Raw genomic sequence first — 15,292 nt, 5'->3', positions numbered from 1 at the left:
AGACGTCTCAGAGGTGATTATTATGTGGCGGCATACATTTCGCGGCTTGAGCGAAAATATCTGGGTAAACCTGCTGTGGTTCCAATTGCTCTGGTGGTTAAGTATTTTGCTGGCAGACAGCGCTCGCTGGCCAGTTCTGTTGTTGTTAGTTGCCCATCTTTTGATGCACCGGCATCTGTTTACTGAAGCGCTGGTAGTTGTAGCCTGCGGCTGTGCAGGTTTCTTTGTTGACAGTGTTTTAACTTTTCTCGGTTTCTTCCGTTTTTCACCTGACAGTGGCTTGCCGCCTTTCTGGTTATTTCTGCTTTGGCTGGGCTTCGCTGCTACTTTGCGGCAGGGGCTTAAATTCTTTTTCGGGCGCTGGTATCTGGCAATGTCTTTGGGTGCTGTTGCCGGCGCGGCAACTTATTTTGCAGCGGCTGAGCTAGGCGCAGTGACGTTGGGCTGGACTGATATTGAAAGTCTGTTACTGCTGGCGGCAATATGGGCATTGTTGTTCCCGGGGTTGCTGTGGATGAGTCAGACTCTGGGGCGTCGTTATGTTTAATTGTTTGCGTATGTATTCACTCATGTTGCTGACAGTGATGAGCATGTCAGCGTTTGCTGAATTACCTAAGGGCCTGCGTCCGATTGGCGAGGCGCGGTTAAGTTTTCTCTGGTACGACGTGTATCAGGCCCGGCTGTTTAATTTACAGGGACAGTTTGATGGCTTGAAAGCACCGCTGGTGCTGCAGATTATCTATCGCCGTGAAATCAGCAATCAGGTACTGATCGAGCAAACGGCTAATCAGTTGGCAAATAAGGTATCTGAACAGGAAATGCAGCCCTGGTTAGCGGACCTTGCGGCGTTATGGCCGGATATCCGTACTGATGATCAACTGACGTTTCATATGCGTAGTTCTGACAGCGGTGATTTTTATTTTAATGGTCAGCTGTTAGGTAATGTCGAGCACCCCGGATTTGCCAGGGCATTTATAAATATCTGGCTGGCTGACGACGGCCGTTATTCAAGAATGGCTAAACAATTGCGTGGCGAGCCGGATAGCTGAGGAGGCTGAATCATGAGCAGAGCAACACGAAGCTACCGTACATTAACTATTTGTATTCTTATTTTGCTGGGATTGGCAGCTATTTTACAGGGCTGTGCTGTGCCGCTGGATGCTTATCGGAATAACACGCCGAAGCTGGAGCTGGCAAAGTTTTTTAGCGGACAGCTCAAAGCTAGCGGAATAGTACAGAATTATCGTGGTCAGGTGACACGCCGTTTCGCCGCAGACATCAACGGTTATTGGCAAGGCGATGAAGGTGTTCTGGATGAGCGCTTTTACTTTTCCGACGGCGAGATTCAGAGCCGTTGCTGGCGTTTGCGTAAAGACGGTGACAATTACATAGGTACGGCTGCGGATGTGGTTGGTGAAGCCCGTGGCCGGGTGGCAGGAAATACTTTGCACTGGCGTTATGTACTTAAAGTACCGGTCGGTGACAGTGAATGGCAACTGGCACTGGATGACTGGTTGTATCTGATTGATGAAAGCAATCTGATAAACCGAACACAGATGAGCAAGCTGGGGCTGGATGTGGGGGAAATAACGCTGCATATCAGTCGGATCAGCGAGCAGGCATTACCCCCGGCAGATAAGTCCTGCCAGCTATAGACGGAGAGTCTTATGAGTGATCAGCAAAGTTTGCCATGGAAGCGGGTATGGGTGACGGGTGCCGGACGTGGCATCGGAGCAGCGCTGGCAAGAGAGTTATGTCTGGCAGGTGTGGATGTCATTGCGTCTGCCCGATCTGAAGCGCAGCTTGAGGCTTTGCAGCTTTCACTGGTGGATGCGCCGGGTAAGTTGTTTATCGAACCTGTGGATATCAGCCAGCCAATACAGATTCAGAGTTGTTTTCAGCGCTGGCAACATGCCGGCACATTACCAAATTTGGCCATCCTCAATGCCGGTACGCATGACCCCTTTCCAGTTGAAGCCTTCAAAGCATCGCGTTGCCAGGCGTTACTTGATGTGAATCTTTACGGCACGTTGAATTGTCTTGAACCGCTTCTTGAACAATACATTAAGCAGAAGCAGGGACAGATTGCGGTGATGGCTTCTGTTGCGGGCTATCGTGGGTTGCCCACGGCAGCCGCGTATGGCGCAGGTAAAGCAGCACTGATTAATCTATGTGAGTCTCTGTATCTTGATCTGTCAGGCAGTGGAGTGAAAATACAGGTGATTAATCCAGGATTCGTACGCACACCTTTAACTGATAAGAATGAGTTTGCGATGCCTGCGCTAATGGAACCTGAAGATGCTGCCAAAGCAATCATTGCCGGCCTGCAGCAGTCGCGCTTTGAGGTAAGTTTTCCGGGGCGTTTTGTTATCTGGCTGAAATTGCTGCGTTTATTACCCTATAGCTGGTATTTTAAAGCGGTGACGAAACTTACCCGGAGTGATACCCGATGACACCATTAGCCCGTTATGCACAGGCTCTCAGTGAACTTACGCCGGATACTGTTAATGATCTGGCGTTTTTATTGAGTGCGGATGCTGAGTTTTCCGATCCTTTTAACCGGGTAACCGGACAACGCGCATTTCTGGATATCTTTGTGGATATGTATAGCCGTCTGGATGACGTGGGTTTTGAAGTTCATCAGTTGGCCGAAACCGGGCAGGGTGGCTTTATTTACTGGACCTTCACAGGGCAGAGTCGTTTAACCGGAAAGTTGTCAGTTGACGGTGTCAGCAGGATTGAACTGGATAGCGAAGGCCGGGTTTGCTTACATGCGGATTTTTGGGATGCCAGTTTGTTATTTCAGCGGCTGCCTGTACTTGGGCGTATTATCCGGCGAATCCGTCAGAAACTGGCACTGCCTTCTCAGCCTTAAACCTTTATCAGGTTTAGATCCTGATCAGTTCGAACCCTTATTCTTTTAACTAGTAAGCCTTCATTCTTAGCCAGCTTCAGTTTTTAGAATAGATTCTGGTCTACTCTGGGGTGATCACAAACAGGCCAACGTCGATGCTGCCTGAAATAAACCCACCTTCACAGTACGTCAGGTAATAGCGCCATAAGCGCCGGAAATCTTCATCAAACCCGTGCTGGCTAATTGCTGGCCATTGCTGTTCAAAATTTTGCCGCCAGATGTTCAGTGTACGGGCGTAATCCAGGCCAAAGAATTCTTCATGCTGTAACTGAAAGCCCTGTTCAGCAAATTTATTGTGCAGTGCTTCCCGGCTGGGCAACATGCCGCCAGGGAAAATATAGCGCTGGATAAAATCAGCTTGTTTACGGTAGGTGTGAAAGCGCTGATCATCGATAGTGATCACTTGTAAAACCGCTTTACCACCAGGCTTAAGGCTCTTACGTAATACCTGGAAGTATTCGTCCCAGTGTTTTTCGCCGACAGCCTCAAACATCTCAATAGAGACGATGCCATCGTACTGGATATTAAGATCACGATAGTCTGTGAGACTAAGGTGCACCTCATCCTGTTTACCTGCGTTGGTAATGCGTTGCTTTGCCCAGCTCAGTTGTTCAGTTGAGAGAGTCACACCGTGAATTCTCAGTGCATTTTCACAACTGGCCTGCTCCGCAAAGCCTCCCCAGCCGCAGCCTATTTCGAGAATATGATCGTTGGCCTGAGCATTGAGCAGTTCCAGAATACGTTGGTATTTGTTGTGCTGGGCCTGCGCCAGATCTTCGTTCGGATGCTGGAACATTGCTGCTGAGTAACTCATGGTGCTGTCCAGCCAGGGCGCGTAGAAATCGTTACCAAGATCATAATGGGCAGCGATATTTTCCCGGCTGCCGGTACGGCTGTTATCCCGACGTAAGTGATACAGATTGTCGAGTAATGTATTGATCCAGCTGCCCCGGGTCATGTTATCGAGGATGCTTTCGTTGGCGATTGCCCAATTGATAAGCGCGGTCAGATCACTGCTGTCCCACTGTTGTTTTATGTAAGCTTGTGCCCAGCCCGTTATGTTGCCGAAAAACAGACTTTTCAGTGCTGACCAGCTGTGCAGTTTAAGTGTTGCGATGGGCTCACTCTGATTGCCTAAGTTGCATCTGAAACCGGATGGCAGTTGTAGTCTTAGCTGTCCCTGTAACTGATTACTTAAACCCTGCATATAACGGAGGAACAGCTTGTCCTGCCAGCAGACGGCTTTCGTCGGGTGTTCGCATTCATAAGCTTTCATTATGGAAATCTCCGTTTTTGTCATACCAGCTGATACTGTTTCTGTGGCCTTTTTCTCTGGGCTGTAGCTGGAGCTTCTTACGCCACAGTTGGAAGGCTTCCCAATGAATGCCAATCATTACTTTAAGTGTCATCAGAGGGTGGCTAATAAAAAGTCTGAATAATGCCGTATCAGTAATACTGGTGTGCTGACCTGCAAAAGTGGCTTTGAAGAGTAGTTGCTGATGTTGATCGTATTGACGAATACCAATACTGACAGCCTTGGCTGGCGGCTGAATGGTAAAGCTATACCGTGTATCCAGTGGCATAAAAGGGCTGACGTACATCTGTTTATTACAGCTGTGCTCTAAGCGGGAAGTGTTATCTGCCGGAATCAGGTAAGTGTGCCGTTGCTTAAAGGTGTTGGTGACTTCGTAAAGAATCACCTGTAACTGATCGTCTTTGTCGTAACAGAAATACACACTTAGCGGGTTAAATACATAACCGAGAATACGTGGATAGCAGAGCAGCTTAATCCGGGCGCTGGCATGTTTATAGCCACGTTTGCTGAGCAGATCGCTGATGTGCTGACGTAGCCCTTGGCTATTGGCGCCGTGATCCCGTTCATAAAAGGCCAGCAGGTTGAAGCGGTTAATCGATAACAGTCGCAGCTTATTCAGCATGGAGAGTTCATCCAGATCAACACAGAGTGAAAAAGTCCGGTACATGAAACCATGTTGTTTAGGCTGCAGCCTCTGGTGCATGACTTTGCCAACATAAATGCCTGATTGCAGCGCTTGCGTATGAGATTCAGCCATGCTGCAGGACCTCACGTACAGCTTGTTTAGCTGCTGTTGTGAATATGCGACTGTTTGCGTCGGGGACTATCCAGGGGCGGTGACTGCCGCCTAGTTGCTCGGCGACTGCCAGTCCTGCCTGCAAACCGTCTTCATGGAAGCCGTAACCAAAATACGCACCGCAGAACCAGGTGTTCTGCTGTCCCTGTAACTGCCAGAGTTTCTGTTGTGACTCTAGGGCTTGCTGATTAAATACCGGATGGTCATAAAACTGACTGTGGATAATGCTGCTCTGGGCTGGTGCGGTTGGCGGATTCAGCGATACCAGCACCGGCGTTTCGGTATTCAGCGGCTGTAGCTGATTCATCCAGTAAGTTACCGCGACCTGTTGCTGGTGTTGTTCACCTTCTGCGAGATAGTTCCAGCTTGACCAAACGGCCCTGCGTTTAGGCATCAGGTTGGTATCAAGGTGTAAATAGGCCTGGTTTCTCTGATAAGGCATATTCCCCAGCAGGTTTTGTTCAGCTGAGCTGGGTGAATCCAGCATCGCCAGCGCCTGATTTGAGTGACACGCCAGTACGACGTCGTCATATTGTTCCTGCCCACCGTGCAGATCTTCAACAATAACACCACCTGGCTGACGGATAATGCGGTGTATACGGCTGTTGAGGCGGATATCCTCGAGATCAGCGGCAACTCGGCTGACATATGCCTGGCTGCCACCGATAACAGTGCGCCACTGAGGACGATCTTTTACTTGTAATAAACCATGGTTTTCGCAGAATCGCATGAAACTGGCAGCAGGGTAATCCAGCATCAGTTCAACCGGCGTTGACCAGATAGCCGCGCCCATTGGTAGTAAATGTTGATAGATAAAACTGTCGCTATAGCCCAGCTCAGCCAGTAACTCCCGCAAGCTTAGTTGTCGGGTCTGTGCGTCTTGCTGTATTTGCCCTGCGTGGCGATAGAAGTGATTTAAGTCTTTCAGCATTCGCCAGAATGCCGGACGGATAAGATTACGCTTCTGGGCAAATAATCCTGCCAGGCCGGATCCTGAGTATTCCAGTTGGCCCTGGTTCACCGAGACTGCGAATGACATATCTGTTTCGCAGTTAGGGACCTGCAGGTAATCGAAAAAGGCGACAAGGTTTGGGTAATTTACCGGGTTGTAGACGATGAAGCCGGTGTCGACATCAATGTTCTGGCCTTGCAGGTCAAAACCTATTGTATTGGCATGGCCACCGAGGCGGTCATCCTTTTCATATAGGGTAACCTGATGCTGCCTGTTTAATAACCATGCGCAGCTCAGGCCGGAAATACCGGCGCCAATAACGGCAATTTTTTTCGGTTTGATAGCAGTCACATTCATGGCTCTGTCCGTTTTGCGCTGTGTTGTTCATATCTACGCTGCTGCGATTAAATTAGATCACGCTGTCTGCATGAAATTGAGCTATCTTATTAATTGTTTTAGATATTTTAGCTTCAAAATGGGGAAGATTCGTACTACATCTGTCAGTTTGAGCTATTTTTAATTACAACTGATCTAAACCAATATTGGCTGCGTAGAAGGGTATATGAATCACGAGCAACCGGATGATACTGTGAATAATGTTGTTGCATTAAAAACCGCAGATGCCCCGGGAACTGCTTCGGTAACAGACTGGAGCGAGTTGCTGGCAGAGCTGGGTAAACAGCAGGATAAAAAGCTGTTTGTCAGCCTTTTTGGGCATTTTGCACCGCGGGTTAAGGCATATATTTTACGTCTTGGGCTGGTTGAAAGCGTCGCTGAAGAGCTGATGCAGGAAACTATGCTACTGATGTGGCGAAAAGCGCATATGTACAAGCGAGACAAAGCAGCTGCAAGTACCTGGATATTTACCCTGGCACGGAATCAGAGTATCGACTGGATGCGAAAGCAAAAGTATCCGGAATATTCATTTGATGAAACTTTTGATCAGCCAGATGAAACCGTTGAAGATGCCGGCGAACAGCTGGTTATCAGCGGCCATCTTGGTGCGATTATTGAAACTTTACCGGAGAATCAGGCTCAGGTGATTTATATGTCATTCTACGAGGGCAGGGCCCACGGGGAAATTGCTGAACGTCTGGGTATACCTCTGGGCAGTGTGAAATCCCGAATACGCCTTGCCTGTGAAAAGATTAAAGCAGCCTGGAGAGACGCATGAATATCCGTCACCATCTTGATGAGGCAACTTTGCTGAGTTATGCCGCAGGCTCTCTGTCTCAGGGCATGGCTTTGGTTGTCGCCTGTCATTTATCTATGTGCCCGCATTGCCGGGAAAGAGCCAATGCGCAGGAAGCTATCGGCGGTTCCTTGCTGGAAGATCTGAAACCGGCAGAACTGTCTGACGATGTTTTAAATAATATGTTGGCGATGCTGGATTCACCGGCTGCAGCGCCTGCTGAACTTCCGGTTGCTCCAAAGCCACAGTCTGATAGCCGTTTACCTGCTCCGTTAGGGGATTATCTGGGTTGTGATCTGGATAAGGTTCCCTGGAAGAGAATTGTTTCAGGTATCAGTTATTACGATCTGGACTGTCAGTCTGGTGGCGTCTCCCGTCTGATGCGAATTGCGCCGGGAAAAAATCTATTACCGCATACTCATGAAGGAAATGAGCTGACACTGGTTCTTGAAGGGTCCTTCTGTGATGAAATCGGCCGTTTTGCCAGAGGTGATGTGGCTGATCTCGATGAGCAGGTTGAACATCAGCCGCTGGTGGACAGCAATACCGACTGTATTTGTCTGATTGCTACTGATGCTCCTCTGAAATTTACCAGCTTGCTGGGACGTCTGGTCCAGCCTGTTACCGGGTTCTGAGCATGCGTCCATTGAATCCGAACAAACTGTTACTGAGTAAGTGGACGGCAGTATTGCCGCAAAACAAAGAACGACACTTTATGGTGACAGAGTTGATTCGCGATGATGCAGAATTGATAACCGGCTGCATTTTGCAGGCGGTTATTAATGGCCATGATTACAACATTGACTGGCGTGAGCTAAAAAACAGTGAACATTGGCAGCAGGGCTGGAAATAAGTCTTTGGTTATAGCTCTGTTGAGCAGCCATCGTTACAGCGGCGGGTAAAGCGCCAGCGGGCAAAGTGAAGATATAGCGATTGCATTAACGGCTCTAAGTGTAATAGCCGAACAGTTGTGGCCAGATGCCGGTATCCTGGCAGGTTATCCCAGATAACGATGAAAGCCGCTACACCGGTCCGGGATATATTTTGATTATCAATCACGTGTAATAACTGCATGGCCTGACGCTGGCTGATGTCGTATGCCTGTAAAGTCTGCTCTGCATTGTGCAGATCCAGCCATTCCAGCCGATGGGCTTTATCCAGTCTTTGGTAATGTCGTATTTCTTTACGACACAAGGGACAGCTACCGTCAAAAAACACCTTAGGTTTACGCACGTGTTGAACCTTCTTAACAGGTCAGATTAATTCCAGTATACGGGCTATCGGGAATTCCGGTTCACTCTCTCTGAGAGCAAATAAGAGGAGTTTAACAATGAATCCTATTGAGCTGAAGAGCTTTACACAAGGTATGAATGTAGCAGTAATTGGTGCTAATGGCGCGCTTGGCGGAGCCATAGTGAGTACCCTTTCTGCGCTTGCCGGAGTAGATAAAGTGTATGCCTTTTCCCGCCAACGGGAGAACTCTTTTGACACTGAGTATCCTGAGAAGGTCATCTCCCGTGTACTTGACCCTCTGAATGAACAGGCGTTAGCTGATGCGGTGGCTGATATTGATACGCCGTTAGATATGGTGCTGGTAACAACCGGGTTACTGCATCATGGTCAGTTGCAACCTGAAAAGCGTCTGGAAGAAATTAGCGGGAATAACTTTTTGCAGTTAATGCAGGTAAATGCATTAGTACCTATGTTGGTTGCCCGGTATTTTCTGCCGTTGTTTCATCCCAGACGTCGAAGTGTATTTGCGGCATTGTCTGCCCGGGTTGGCAGTATTTCAGATAATCGTTTAGGCGGCTGGTATAGCTACCGTGCAAGTAAAGCGGCTCTTAATATGCTGTTAAAAAATATGGCGATTGAAGTCCGGCGTACCCGGTCTGAGATGATTGTATGCGGATTACATCCCGGCACAGTGGATAGTCATTTATCGCAGCCTTTTCAACGTAATGTACCATCCGATAAGTTATTCACAGCCGAGTATTCTGCGGCGTGTTTATTACAGGTGATTGATCAGCTGAGCCCGGAAGATTCCGGACAGGTATTTGCCTGGGATGGTCAGCCAGTAGGTGCCTGATTGTAATTGTTGAGCTGTTCTAGCTGATACTGATCTGTTTTGTTTCTGCCGGCGTATACCTAAGGTGATTTTCAGCAGGATATATTTATGGACTATCAACCTTCCCCCCTTAATACGTCTTCAGCTATGCCTGACATGCATGGCGTATCTGCTGAATCAGAATTCCGGTTACCGCAGCGTTTGGATATCTTTAATTATTTTCAGGGCAAGACGCTGGCTTACGGGATATTTGAAGACCGCTTTGGCAAGCTCAGACGCAGTTTTAAAGTCTATATTCAGGGCGATATAGATGGACAGAAGTTACGGCTTACAGAAGATTTTCAGTATGACGACGGTGAGAAGAGTCAGCGGGTATGGTTGATCACTGATCAGGGTGACTGTGTGTATTCCGGAGAAGCTGAAGACATTCTTGGCGCAGCCAGTGGGCTGCAGGAAAGCCATTATCTGTATTGGCGTTATAGCATGAATCTGGAAATACAGGGGCGTGCCTGGAAAGTGCAGTTTGATGATCGCATGTATTTATTGAATGAAAAGGTAATGGTAAACCGCGCCCGGGTCAGTAAATGGGGGCTGACTTTAGGGACGGTAAGTATCTTTTTTTCAAAGCAGTAATAAGGCCTTGGAATCATCCCCGAATTCTGTGGGTAAGTTTGTTAGCAGTCTGCGCACCAATGGCTGAGTCCCTTATCACTCGGTGGATTGCGGATGTTGGTCAGGGAACAACCAATGACAGAGTAACAGTGGACAATCAGCGCTTTGGATAGTGAATCAGGTTGTGGAAAACCCCGGAACAATCTTGCAAATTACGATATCCATGAGGTTTATCTGCAGCGAATCTCAGTGCATCGCCTTTGCTGAGTAAATGCCATTGATTATCTGTAAAAATTTCGATGCTACCTTCAATGACGATCACATGTTCTATGACACCGGGTTCATGAGGTTCAGCATAGCGTTCGTATTCTGGCAGGAGTGTCAGCTCAAACATTTCAAATCCCAGTGCCGGATCAAATGGAAACAGTGAGGCTACCAGTACCCGGTCTTGTGTCGGTTGTTCGCGCAGTTCTGCGGCGTTACGGGGACGGTTTTCTTCAGGGTTTAATGCGGGTCCTTGTAAGCTCGACATACTGACGTGCAGCCCGCTGGCTATTTTCCACAAAGTCGCCAGTGTCGGGCTGGATTCCTGACGCTCTATCTGACCTAGCATTGCCTTACTGACGCCGGTTGCTGCTGCGGCTTTATCCAGACTGAGGCCCTGATCTTTACGCGCCTGTTTCAGGGCTGTGGCAAGGTAGGCACTGATTTCCTGCATGTATCTTTTCCAGATTATTGAGCAAATAATATTTTCTTGTGCGTTATAACGTACAAGTGATAGGCTTGTCTACGTTGTGCGCTATAACGCACAATTTGGGCAGGTAATGGAGCAGAGCAAAAATGCGGCAATGGTTAAATCTTTCCCATATATCCACAGGGTTTGTCGTGGTGCTGGTGGGCTATACAAGTTCGGCAGTGATTGTGTTTCAGGCAGCGGCAGCAGCAGGGGCGTCAGCCGCTGAACTCAGTTCCTGGTTGTGGGCGCTGGGAATTGGTATGGGGGCTACCAGCATTGGCTTGTCTCTGTATTACAAAAAGCCCGTTGTCACCGCCTGGTCGACACCGGGTGCTGCTTTGTTGGTGACGTCATTAGCAGGACTGGATATGGCGCAGGCAATAGGTGTGTTTCTGTTCAGCTCCGGACTGATTGCGCTATGTGGGCTCACAGGCTGGTTCAACCTGATTATGCGACAGGTGCCTGTATGTCTGGCGGCGGCCATGCTGGGCGGAGTGCTGCTGAATTTTGGACTGGACTTATTTTTAGCCGCAGATACAAGTTTGTGGCTGGTTATCGCAATGTTGGGAAGCTATTTGCTGTTAAAGCCGGTGTTGCCGCGTTACTGCATTCCGCTGGTGTTATGTGTGGGTATTGCCGGTTGTGTGATTGGTGGCGAACTTGCATGGCAAAGTGTGGACTTCGAGTTGGCTGTACCTCTGTTCATCATGCCTGAGTTCAGCTGGTCTGCGCTTATAGGCGTCGGCATTCCCTTGTTTGTGGTAACGATGGCTTCACAGAATGTGCCGGGCGTTGCAGTTATCCGGGCGAATGGATATGACACTCCCATTTCCCCTCTGATATCCACTACCGGCCTGACGGGGGTATTACTGGCGCCGTTTGGGGGTTTTTCATTCTGCCTGGCAGCGATTACAGCGGCGATCTGTATGAGTGAAGAAGCTGATCCGGATGCTGAACAACGCTACAGAAGCTCTGTCTGGGCAGGTGTGTTTTATGTGTTTGCCGGTGTGTTCGGTGCCACAGTTGCGGCTTTATTTGCAGCTTTTCCACAGGCGCTGATTATGTGTATTGCGGGTCTTGCGTTGTTATCGACGATTGCTAACAGCCTGAGCGCTGCATTTACTGAAGCAGCGCACCGGGAGGCTGCTATGCTGACGTTTCTGCTGACTGCATCGGGTGTCAGTTTACTGGGGGTTAGCAGTGCCTTCTGGGGGTTGTTACTGGGATTACTTGCATATCACAGTCGTAAGCTCTGGCAGCCGGTAACCAGGGCAGCGGCGAATACTGCTCCTAAAAGCTAACGGCAGCAATGAATTTGTTAGGCTGGTTTTAAGTGTGCGTGGAGTGCTTCCAGCCCTGAGAGTGTGATATCGGGCTGTTGCTCCCATGGATCGAAGGGTTGGTCTGGGTCCCGGCGGATCCAGGCAGCGTGCCAGCCGGCGTGGCGTGCTCCGGTGATATCAAAAGGATTGCCGGAAATCAGCCAGGTTTTGTTACTGTGGCTGCGGCTTTGATGCAAGAAGTGCTGATAGACACTGGGTGAAGGTTTAAAGCTGTGTACAGCATCCACACTGACGATGCTTTGAAAATAATCCCGGATATCTGCGTGCCGGAGTAGTTGGTCAACGGCTTCAGCCTGACCATTGGAAAAGGCGTATAGCTGATGCCCTGCCTGTTGTAATGCATCTAATGCGGGCTGGGCGTCGCTGAATGCGGGCAATGTACCGTAAGACTGTAACAGCTGTTGTTGCTGCTCTGTGCTAAGTTCAGTGGCCATCAGGGTATCAGTAAACTGCAGTGCATCCCGGGTGCAGATACTGAACGGTTGGTAGTCCTGCATCAGACCGCGACGGAAACTATACTCCAGTTGCTTTTCCCGCCAGTGGCGGGAGAATTGTTGGGCTTGCCCACCAATCATCTGCTCCAGCAGTGATACAACTCCCTGAGTATCAATAAGCGTACCGTAAACATCGAATGCCAGTGTCGCCATGAATATCTGCCTCTGAGGTAATTTGCTGATTTCTTGGTCTGCAGTTGTTTCAGCTTACCTTCGGGCGTCACTTTGTATAGTAAGTGAGCTGCTTATAAGCCTTATAGCAGGTAGCCGTTTCAGCTCTAATATAGATCAGAAACAGGTAACCTCTGTATAGACCTTAGGTGTAGTAATTCATTGTAAAGCGATACCCTGGTTTGCGATGGCCTTCTGACGATACTGACCCGGTGATACACCGACTGCTTTGCGAAATGCGCGGAAGAAGGCTGTGTCGCTGAGGTAGCCCAGCTGATCGACGATCTGGCCTATGCTGAGATGGTTGTTTTCCAGCAGTTGGCAAGCCAGTCGCATCCGCCAGCGGGTCAGATATTCTCCCGGCGGGCAGCCGACAGTATCTCTGAAGTGCTGATTAAATGCAGTTCGTGACATGCCTGCTTCGTTGGCCAGTGTCTCTACGCTCCAGCGCTGTTCTGGCTGATTATGCATGGCTGTAATTGCTCGCGCGAGGCGGATATCAGACAAGCCGGCAATCACGCCATATTCTAATAACTGGTTTTTCATCAGAAAACGCAGCATGTGTACCAGCAATACTTCGGCAAGCCGGTTAAGCACCGTTTCCTGGCCACAGCGCTGCTGCATGCTTTCTAAAAGTAAAAGTTGCAGTGTGGGGTTAAGGGTTTCACGGGCCTGGTCATCGGCATGAATCTGCACGACAGGTGGCAGTTTATCGAATACCGGGTTTAGCTGGCTGGGGCCAAAATCCATGTTACAGCACAGTAATTGCAGGTCTTCACTGGTGCTGGATAAGGTGCGGAATTCATCATGAGTGATCCATAGCAGGTCGCCACACTTTATTTGTAAATCGGGATCTGCATCGATGCTTAAGTCACCCTGATTAAGAAAGAGGATGTTTGAGCCTTCTGGCAACAACATACCCTCCGGACCGTATTCCAGCATGCCTATTTGTCTGGCGGTAGGCGTGAAGGTTTGTAGCAATGATGAAAGACGGTCCATAACTTGGTTACCTGGTAATGAAAACAGATCGGGTTAGATATCATTCAGAGCTTTTGATCTAAGTACAAAATGATAGTAAAACCGCACAAATTGCATACTAATCGTACATTGCTTAGAGGTAAAGTGTCAGGTATCGAAAAAGCAGTTTTCTGGAGAAATAAAATGGTTGTGCTTAAGACCCGTCAGGCTGTGCCGGCGCTGAATGTGGAAACTCTCAATGGTGCCTGGTCTTTGTCGGATCAGACGCCGGCTAATTTCACTATGCTGGTTTTTTACCGGGGTTTACATTGCCCATTGTGTGCCAAGTATTTGAAAGAACTGGATAAACTGGCGGGTGATTTTGCCGCGGCAGGTGTGTCTGTACTGGCGTTGAGCAGTGATGATAAGGCCCGTACTGAGCAGGCCCTGGCCGACTGGGAACTGAAAAATATTAATCTGGGCTACGGTGTAACAAAAGAGCAGGCTCAGGCCTGGGGTTTACACCGTTCAGCAGGACGCGGTTTAACTTCAATCGGTATTGAAGAGACTGCAGAATTCAGTGAACCGGGGTTATTCCTGGTACGCCCGGATAACACCCTGTACTGGGCGCAGATCAGCACTATGCCATTTGCCCGCCCATTATTCCGTGAAGTACTGGGTGCTGTTAACTTCGTGGTGGAAAAGGATTATCCAGCACGTGGTGAGCTGGTTTAACCAGCTACGCTGACGGAAAAACTACCTGAGCTTGTTTCTTTCGTCAGCATCCTCTCCTCCTGGCCGCCTTTTTTAAGGCGGCTTTTTTTACCTTCAGTTTTGTACACCGCTGATATCAATCACCGGATCAACTGCTGAGCTGGCAGTCATACCACCGTCAACACTGAGTAACTGACCGCTGATGAAGCTTGCCTGATCACTGGCCAGCCAGAGGCAGGCATGGGCTATTTCATCCGGGTTTGCTAATCGCTGCAGCGGATGGCGACGTGACACACCCTGTCTGGCTGCCTTTGGGTTTGGCTCCGCATCAAAAAACTCTGTCGACATCTCTGTCATAGTCCAGGTCGGGCACACCGCATTACAGCGGATACCCTGTTTGCCGTGATCTGTTGCAATTGCTTTGGTAAGACCATGCATCCAGGCTTTAGAGGCATTATAAATAGCTAGTTCATGGTCGGCGGTTATTCCACCAATTGAGCCGATATTGACGATTGCTCCCTTACCCTGTTTTTTCATGATCTGTACGGCTCGGCGACAGCACATAAAAGGGGCCCGCATGTTGATATCGCTGAGCCATTGCCATTCTTCATTGCTGGTCATATCAACAGTTTTTGCCAGTTGCACACCGGCATTATTGATGAGCACGTCCAGCTGGCCGAAGTCGTTAATTATTCTGTCGAAAAGAGCATCGATTTGTGCCGGATCTGCCAGGTCTGTCGGTTGCCAGTAAGCGTTTGAATGATGATTAACGGGCTTACTCCGACACGCCTGGATGACTGTCGCACCGGCCGTGAGAAACTGTTCACAAATGGCGGCACCAATACCCTGACTGGCACCAGTGACAATGACCGTTTTGTCGGAAAAATCATAACTGCCAGACATGTCTAATATCCTTTTCTTGAAAACTACTTTTCTAAATGCCGGGCTTCTTAGAGCTTTAGCTTTGAAGGGTGAGAGTCTTTGAATTTAGCACAGTTGTTTTTATTGTGGCGAGTGTCGAATTTACTCTG

Annotated in this window: 20 protein-coding genes; 12 read left to right on the top strand and 8 right to left on the bottom strand. The window is 48.9% G+C overall.

Annotated elements, in window-relative coordinates; all coding sequences use genetic code 11:
• Positions 1-22: 22 nt before the first annotated feature.
• The 5 genes from OCU49_RS22225 to OCU49_RS22205 are packed head-to-tail and all read left to right on the top strand — an operon-like array spanning position 23 to position 2,875.
• The gene (locus tag OCU49_RS22225; protein ID WP_261842701.1) at positions 23-547 is read left to right on the top strand and encodes a DUF2878 family protein; all 525 of its coding nucleotides are present in this window, start codon (positions 23-25) and stop codon (positions 545-547) included.
• Entirely contained in the window at positions 540-1,049 is a 510-nt protein-coding gene (locus tag OCU49_RS22220; RefSeq protein WP_261842700.1) for a chalcone isomerase family protein, read from the top strand. Before OCU49_RS22225 ends, OCU49_RS22220 begins: the two co-directional genes overlap by 8 nt.
• Positions 1,050-1,061: 12 nt before the next feature.
• Positions 1,062-1,655, top strand: coding sequence for a DUF3833 domain-containing protein (locus tag OCU49_RS22215; protein WP_261842699.1), 594 nt, complete (start codon positions 1,062-1,064; stop codon positions 1,653-1,655).
• A gap of 12 nt (positions 1,656-1,667) precedes the next feature.
• Complete coding sequence (locus tag OCU49_RS22210) at positions 1,668-2,453, top strand: SDR family NAD(P)-dependent oxidoreductase (protein ID WP_261842698.1); 786 nt, start codon at positions 1,668-1,670, stop codon at positions 2,451-2,453.
• A complete protein-coding gene (locus OCU49_RS22205) occupies positions 2,450-2,875 on the top strand; it encodes a nuclear transport factor 2 family protein (RefSeq protein ID WP_261842697.1) in 426 nt (141 codons plus the stop codon). Before OCU49_RS22210 ends, OCU49_RS22205 begins: the two co-directional genes overlap by 4 nt.
• A gap of 100 nt (positions 2,876-2,975) precedes the next feature.
• Here OCU49_RS22205 and OCU49_RS22200 read toward each other — a convergent pair whose 3' ends face one another.
• From OCU49_RS22200 to OCU49_RS22190, 3 genes are read right to left on the bottom strand one after another with little or no spacing between them, the layout of a single operon-like run.
• Positions 2,976-4,190, bottom strand: coding sequence for an SAM-dependent methyltransferase (locus tag OCU49_RS22200; protein ID WP_261842696.1), 1,215 nt, complete (start codon positions 4,188-4,190; stop codon positions 2,976-2,978).
• Positions 4,177-4,986, bottom strand: coding sequence for a DUF1365 domain-containing protein (locus tag OCU49_RS22195; protein WP_261842695.1), 810 nt, complete (start codon positions 4,984-4,986; stop codon positions 4,177-4,179). The genes OCU49_RS22200 and OCU49_RS22195 overlap by 14 nt, the downstream gene beginning before the upstream one ends.
• Positions 4,979-6,334: an NAD(P)/FAD-dependent oxidoreductase gene (locus OCU49_RS22190; RefSeq protein ID WP_261842694.1), complete on the bottom strand. Its 1,356-nt coding sequence runs from the start codon at positions 6,332-6,334 to the stop codon at positions 4,979-4,981. The genes OCU49_RS22195 and OCU49_RS22190 overlap by 8 nt, the downstream gene beginning before the upstream one ends.
• Before the next feature lie 205 nt (positions 6,335-6,539).
• Here OCU49_RS22190 and OCU49_RS22185 point away from each other — a divergent pair, with 205 nt between their 5' ends.
• The 3 genes from OCU49_RS22185 to OCU49_RS22175 are packed head-to-tail and all read left to right on the top strand — an operon-like array spanning position 6,540 to position 8,022.
• Entirely contained in the window at positions 6,540-7,151 is a 612-nt protein-coding gene (locus OCU49_RS22185) for a sigma-70 family RNA polymerase sigma factor (RefSeq protein WP_261842693.1), read from the top strand.
• A complete protein-coding gene (locus tag OCU49_RS22180; protein WP_261842692.1) occupies positions 7,148-7,804 on the top strand; it encodes a ChrR family anti-sigma-E factor in 657 nt (218 codons plus the stop codon). Before OCU49_RS22185 ends, OCU49_RS22180 begins: the two co-directional genes overlap by 4 nt.
• A gap of 2 nt (positions 7,805-7,806) precedes the next feature.
• Complete coding sequence (locus OCU49_RS22175) at positions 7,807-8,022, top strand: TIGR02450 family Trp-rich protein (protein ID WP_261842691.1); 216 nt, start codon at positions 7,807-7,809, stop codon at positions 8,020-8,022.
• A gap of 8 nt (positions 8,023-8,030) precedes the next feature.
• On the opposite strand, the gene OCU49_RS22170 is transcribed toward OCU49_RS22175, so the two are convergent.
• Positions 8,031-8,402, bottom strand: a complete 372-nt coding sequence (locus tag OCU49_RS22170) for a thiol-disulfide oxidoreductase DCC family protein (RefSeq protein WP_261842690.1) — start codon at positions 8,400-8,402, stop codon at positions 8,031-8,033.
• 97 nt (positions 8,403-8,499) lie between these two features.
• Here OCU49_RS22170 and OCU49_RS22165 point away from each other — a divergent pair, with 97 nt between their 5' ends.
• The gene (locus OCU49_RS22165) at positions 8,500-9,255 is read left to right on the top strand and encodes an SDR family NAD(P)-dependent oxidoreductase (protein ID WP_261842689.1); all 756 of its coding nucleotides are present in this window, start codon (positions 8,500-8,502) and stop codon (positions 9,253-9,255) included.
• An 87-nt stretch (positions 9,256-9,342) separates the two neighbouring features.
• Entirely contained in the window at positions 9,343-9,867 is a 525-nt protein-coding gene (locus OCU49_RS22160; protein ID WP_261842688.1) for a DUF3833 family protein, read from the top strand.
• 136 nt (positions 9,868-10,003) lie between these two features.
• Here OCU49_RS22160 and OCU49_RS22155 read toward each other — a convergent pair whose 3' ends face one another.
• Complete coding sequence (locus tag OCU49_RS22155) at positions 10,004-10,564, bottom strand: helix-turn-helix domain-containing protein (protein ID WP_261842687.1); 561 nt, start codon at positions 10,562-10,564, stop codon at positions 10,004-10,006.
• A gap of 122 nt (positions 10,565-10,686) precedes the next feature.
• On the opposite strand from OCU49_RS22155, the gene OCU49_RS22150 reads away from it, so the two are divergent.
• Entirely contained in the window at positions 10,687-11,883 is a 1,197-nt protein-coding gene (locus tag OCU49_RS22150; protein WP_261842686.1) for a benzoate/H(+) symporter BenE family transporter, read from the top strand.
• Between the two features lie 17 nt (positions 11,884-11,900).
• On the opposite strand, the gene OCU49_RS22145 is transcribed toward OCU49_RS22150, so the two are convergent.
• Positions 11,901-12,572: a haloacid dehalogenase type II gene (locus OCU49_RS22145; RefSeq protein WP_261842685.1), complete on the bottom strand. Its 672-nt coding sequence runs from the start codon at positions 12,570-12,572 to the stop codon at positions 11,901-11,903.
• A 177-nt stretch (positions 12,573-12,749) separates the two neighbouring features.
• Positions 12,750-13,589, bottom strand: a complete 840-nt coding sequence (locus tag OCU49_RS22140) for an AraC family transcriptional regulator (RefSeq protein ID WP_261842684.1) — start codon at positions 13,587-13,589, stop codon at positions 12,750-12,752.
• Positions 13,590-13,751: 162 nt separating this feature from the next.
• Here OCU49_RS22140 and OCU49_RS22135 point away from each other — a divergent pair, with 162 nt between their 5' ends.
• Entirely contained in the window at positions 13,752-14,282 is a 531-nt protein-coding gene (locus OCU49_RS22135; protein WP_261842683.1) for a peroxiredoxin-like family protein, read from the top strand.
• A gap of 93 nt (positions 14,283-14,375) precedes the next feature.
• Here the strand turns inward: OCU49_RS22135 and OCU49_RS22130 are convergent, their stop codons facing one another.
• Complete coding sequence (locus OCU49_RS22130) at positions 14,376-15,164, bottom strand: SDR family NAD(P)-dependent oxidoreductase (protein ID WP_261842682.1); 789 nt, start codon at positions 15,162-15,164, stop codon at positions 14,376-14,378.
• Between the last annotated feature and the right edge of the window lie 128 nt (positions 15,165-15,292).

The organism is Aliamphritea ceti, from assembly GCF_024347215.1.
Classification (GTDB): Bacteria; Pseudomonadota; Gammaproteobacteria; order Pseudomonadales; family Balneatricaceae; genus Amphritea; species Amphritea ceti.
Note: the sequence above shows the minus strand (reverse complement) of the source record. Positions and strands in the feature narration are given on the sequence as shown.

Bases quoted from the DNA above. Each gene is read 5' to 3' on its own strand.
- OCU49_RS22225 (WP_261842701.1), top strand. From the start codon at position 23: ATGTGGCGGCATACATTTCGCGGCTTGAGCGAAAATATCTGGGTAAAC.
- OCU49_RS22220 (WP_261842700.1), top strand. From the start codon at position 540: ATGTTTAATTGTTTGCGTATGTATTCACTCATGTTGCTGACAGTGATG.
- OCU49_RS22215 (WP_261842699.1), top strand. From the start codon at position 1,062: ATGAGCAGAGCAACACGAAGCTACCGTACATTAACTATTTGTATTCTT.
- OCU49_RS22210 (WP_261842698.1), top strand. From the start codon at position 1,668: ATGAGTGATCAGCAAAGTTTGCCATGGAAGCGGGTATGGGTGACGGGT.
- OCU49_RS22205 (WP_261842697.1), top strand. From the start codon at position 2,450: ATGACACCATTAGCCCGTTATGCACAGGCTCTCAGTGAACTTACGCCG.
- OCU49_RS22200 (WP_261842696.1), bottom strand. From the start codon at position 4,190: ATGAAAGCTTATGAATGCGAACACCCGACGAAAGCCGTCTGCTGGCAG.
- OCU49_RS22195 (WP_261842695.1), bottom strand. From the start codon at position 4,986: ATGGCTGAATCTCATACGCAAGCGCTGCAATCAGGCATTTATGTTGGC.
- OCU49_RS22190 (WP_261842694.1), bottom strand. From the start codon at position 6,334: ATGAATGTGACTGCTATCAAACCGAAAAAAATTGCCGTTATTGGCGCC.
- OCU49_RS22185 (WP_261842693.1), top strand. From the start codon at position 6,540: ATGAATCACGAGCAACCGGATGATACTGTGAATAATGTTGTTGCATTA.
- OCU49_RS22180 (WP_261842692.1), top strand. From the start codon at position 7,148: ATGAATATCCGTCACCATCTTGATGAGGCAACTTTGCTGAGTTATGCC.
- OCU49_RS22175 (WP_261842691.1), top strand. From the start codon at position 7,807: ATGCGTCCATTGAATCCGAACAAACTGTTACTGAGTAAGTGGACGGCA.
- OCU49_RS22165 (WP_261842689.1), top strand. From the start codon at position 8,500: ATGAATCCTATTGAGCTGAAGAGCTTTACACAAGGTATGAATGTAGCA.
- OCU49_RS22160 (WP_261842688.1), top strand. From the start codon at position 9,343: ATGGACTATCAACCTTCCCCCCTTAATACGTCTTCAGCTATGCCTGAC.
- OCU49_RS22155 (WP_261842687.1), bottom strand. From the start codon at position 10,564: ATGCAGGAAATCAGTGCCTACCTTGCCACAGCCCTGAAACAGGCGCGT.
- OCU49_RS22150 (WP_261842686.1), top strand. From the start codon at position 10,687: ATGCGGCAATGGTTAAATCTTTCCCATATATCCACAGGGTTTGTCGTG.
- OCU49_RS22145 (WP_261842685.1), bottom strand. From the start codon at position 12,572: ATGGCGACACTGGCATTCGATGTTTACGGTACGCTTATTGATACTCAG.
- OCU49_RS22140 (WP_261842684.1), bottom strand. From the start codon at position 13,589: ATGGACCGTCTTTCATCATTGCTACAAACCTTCACGCCTACCGCCAGA.
- OCU49_RS22135 (WP_261842683.1), top strand. From the start codon at position 13,752: ATGGTTGTGCTTAAGACCCGTCAGGCTGTGCCGGCGCTGAATGTGGAA.
- OCU49_RS22130 (WP_261842682.1), bottom strand. From the start codon at position 15,164: ATGTCTGGCAGTTATGATTTTTCCGACAAAACGGTCATTGTCACTGGT.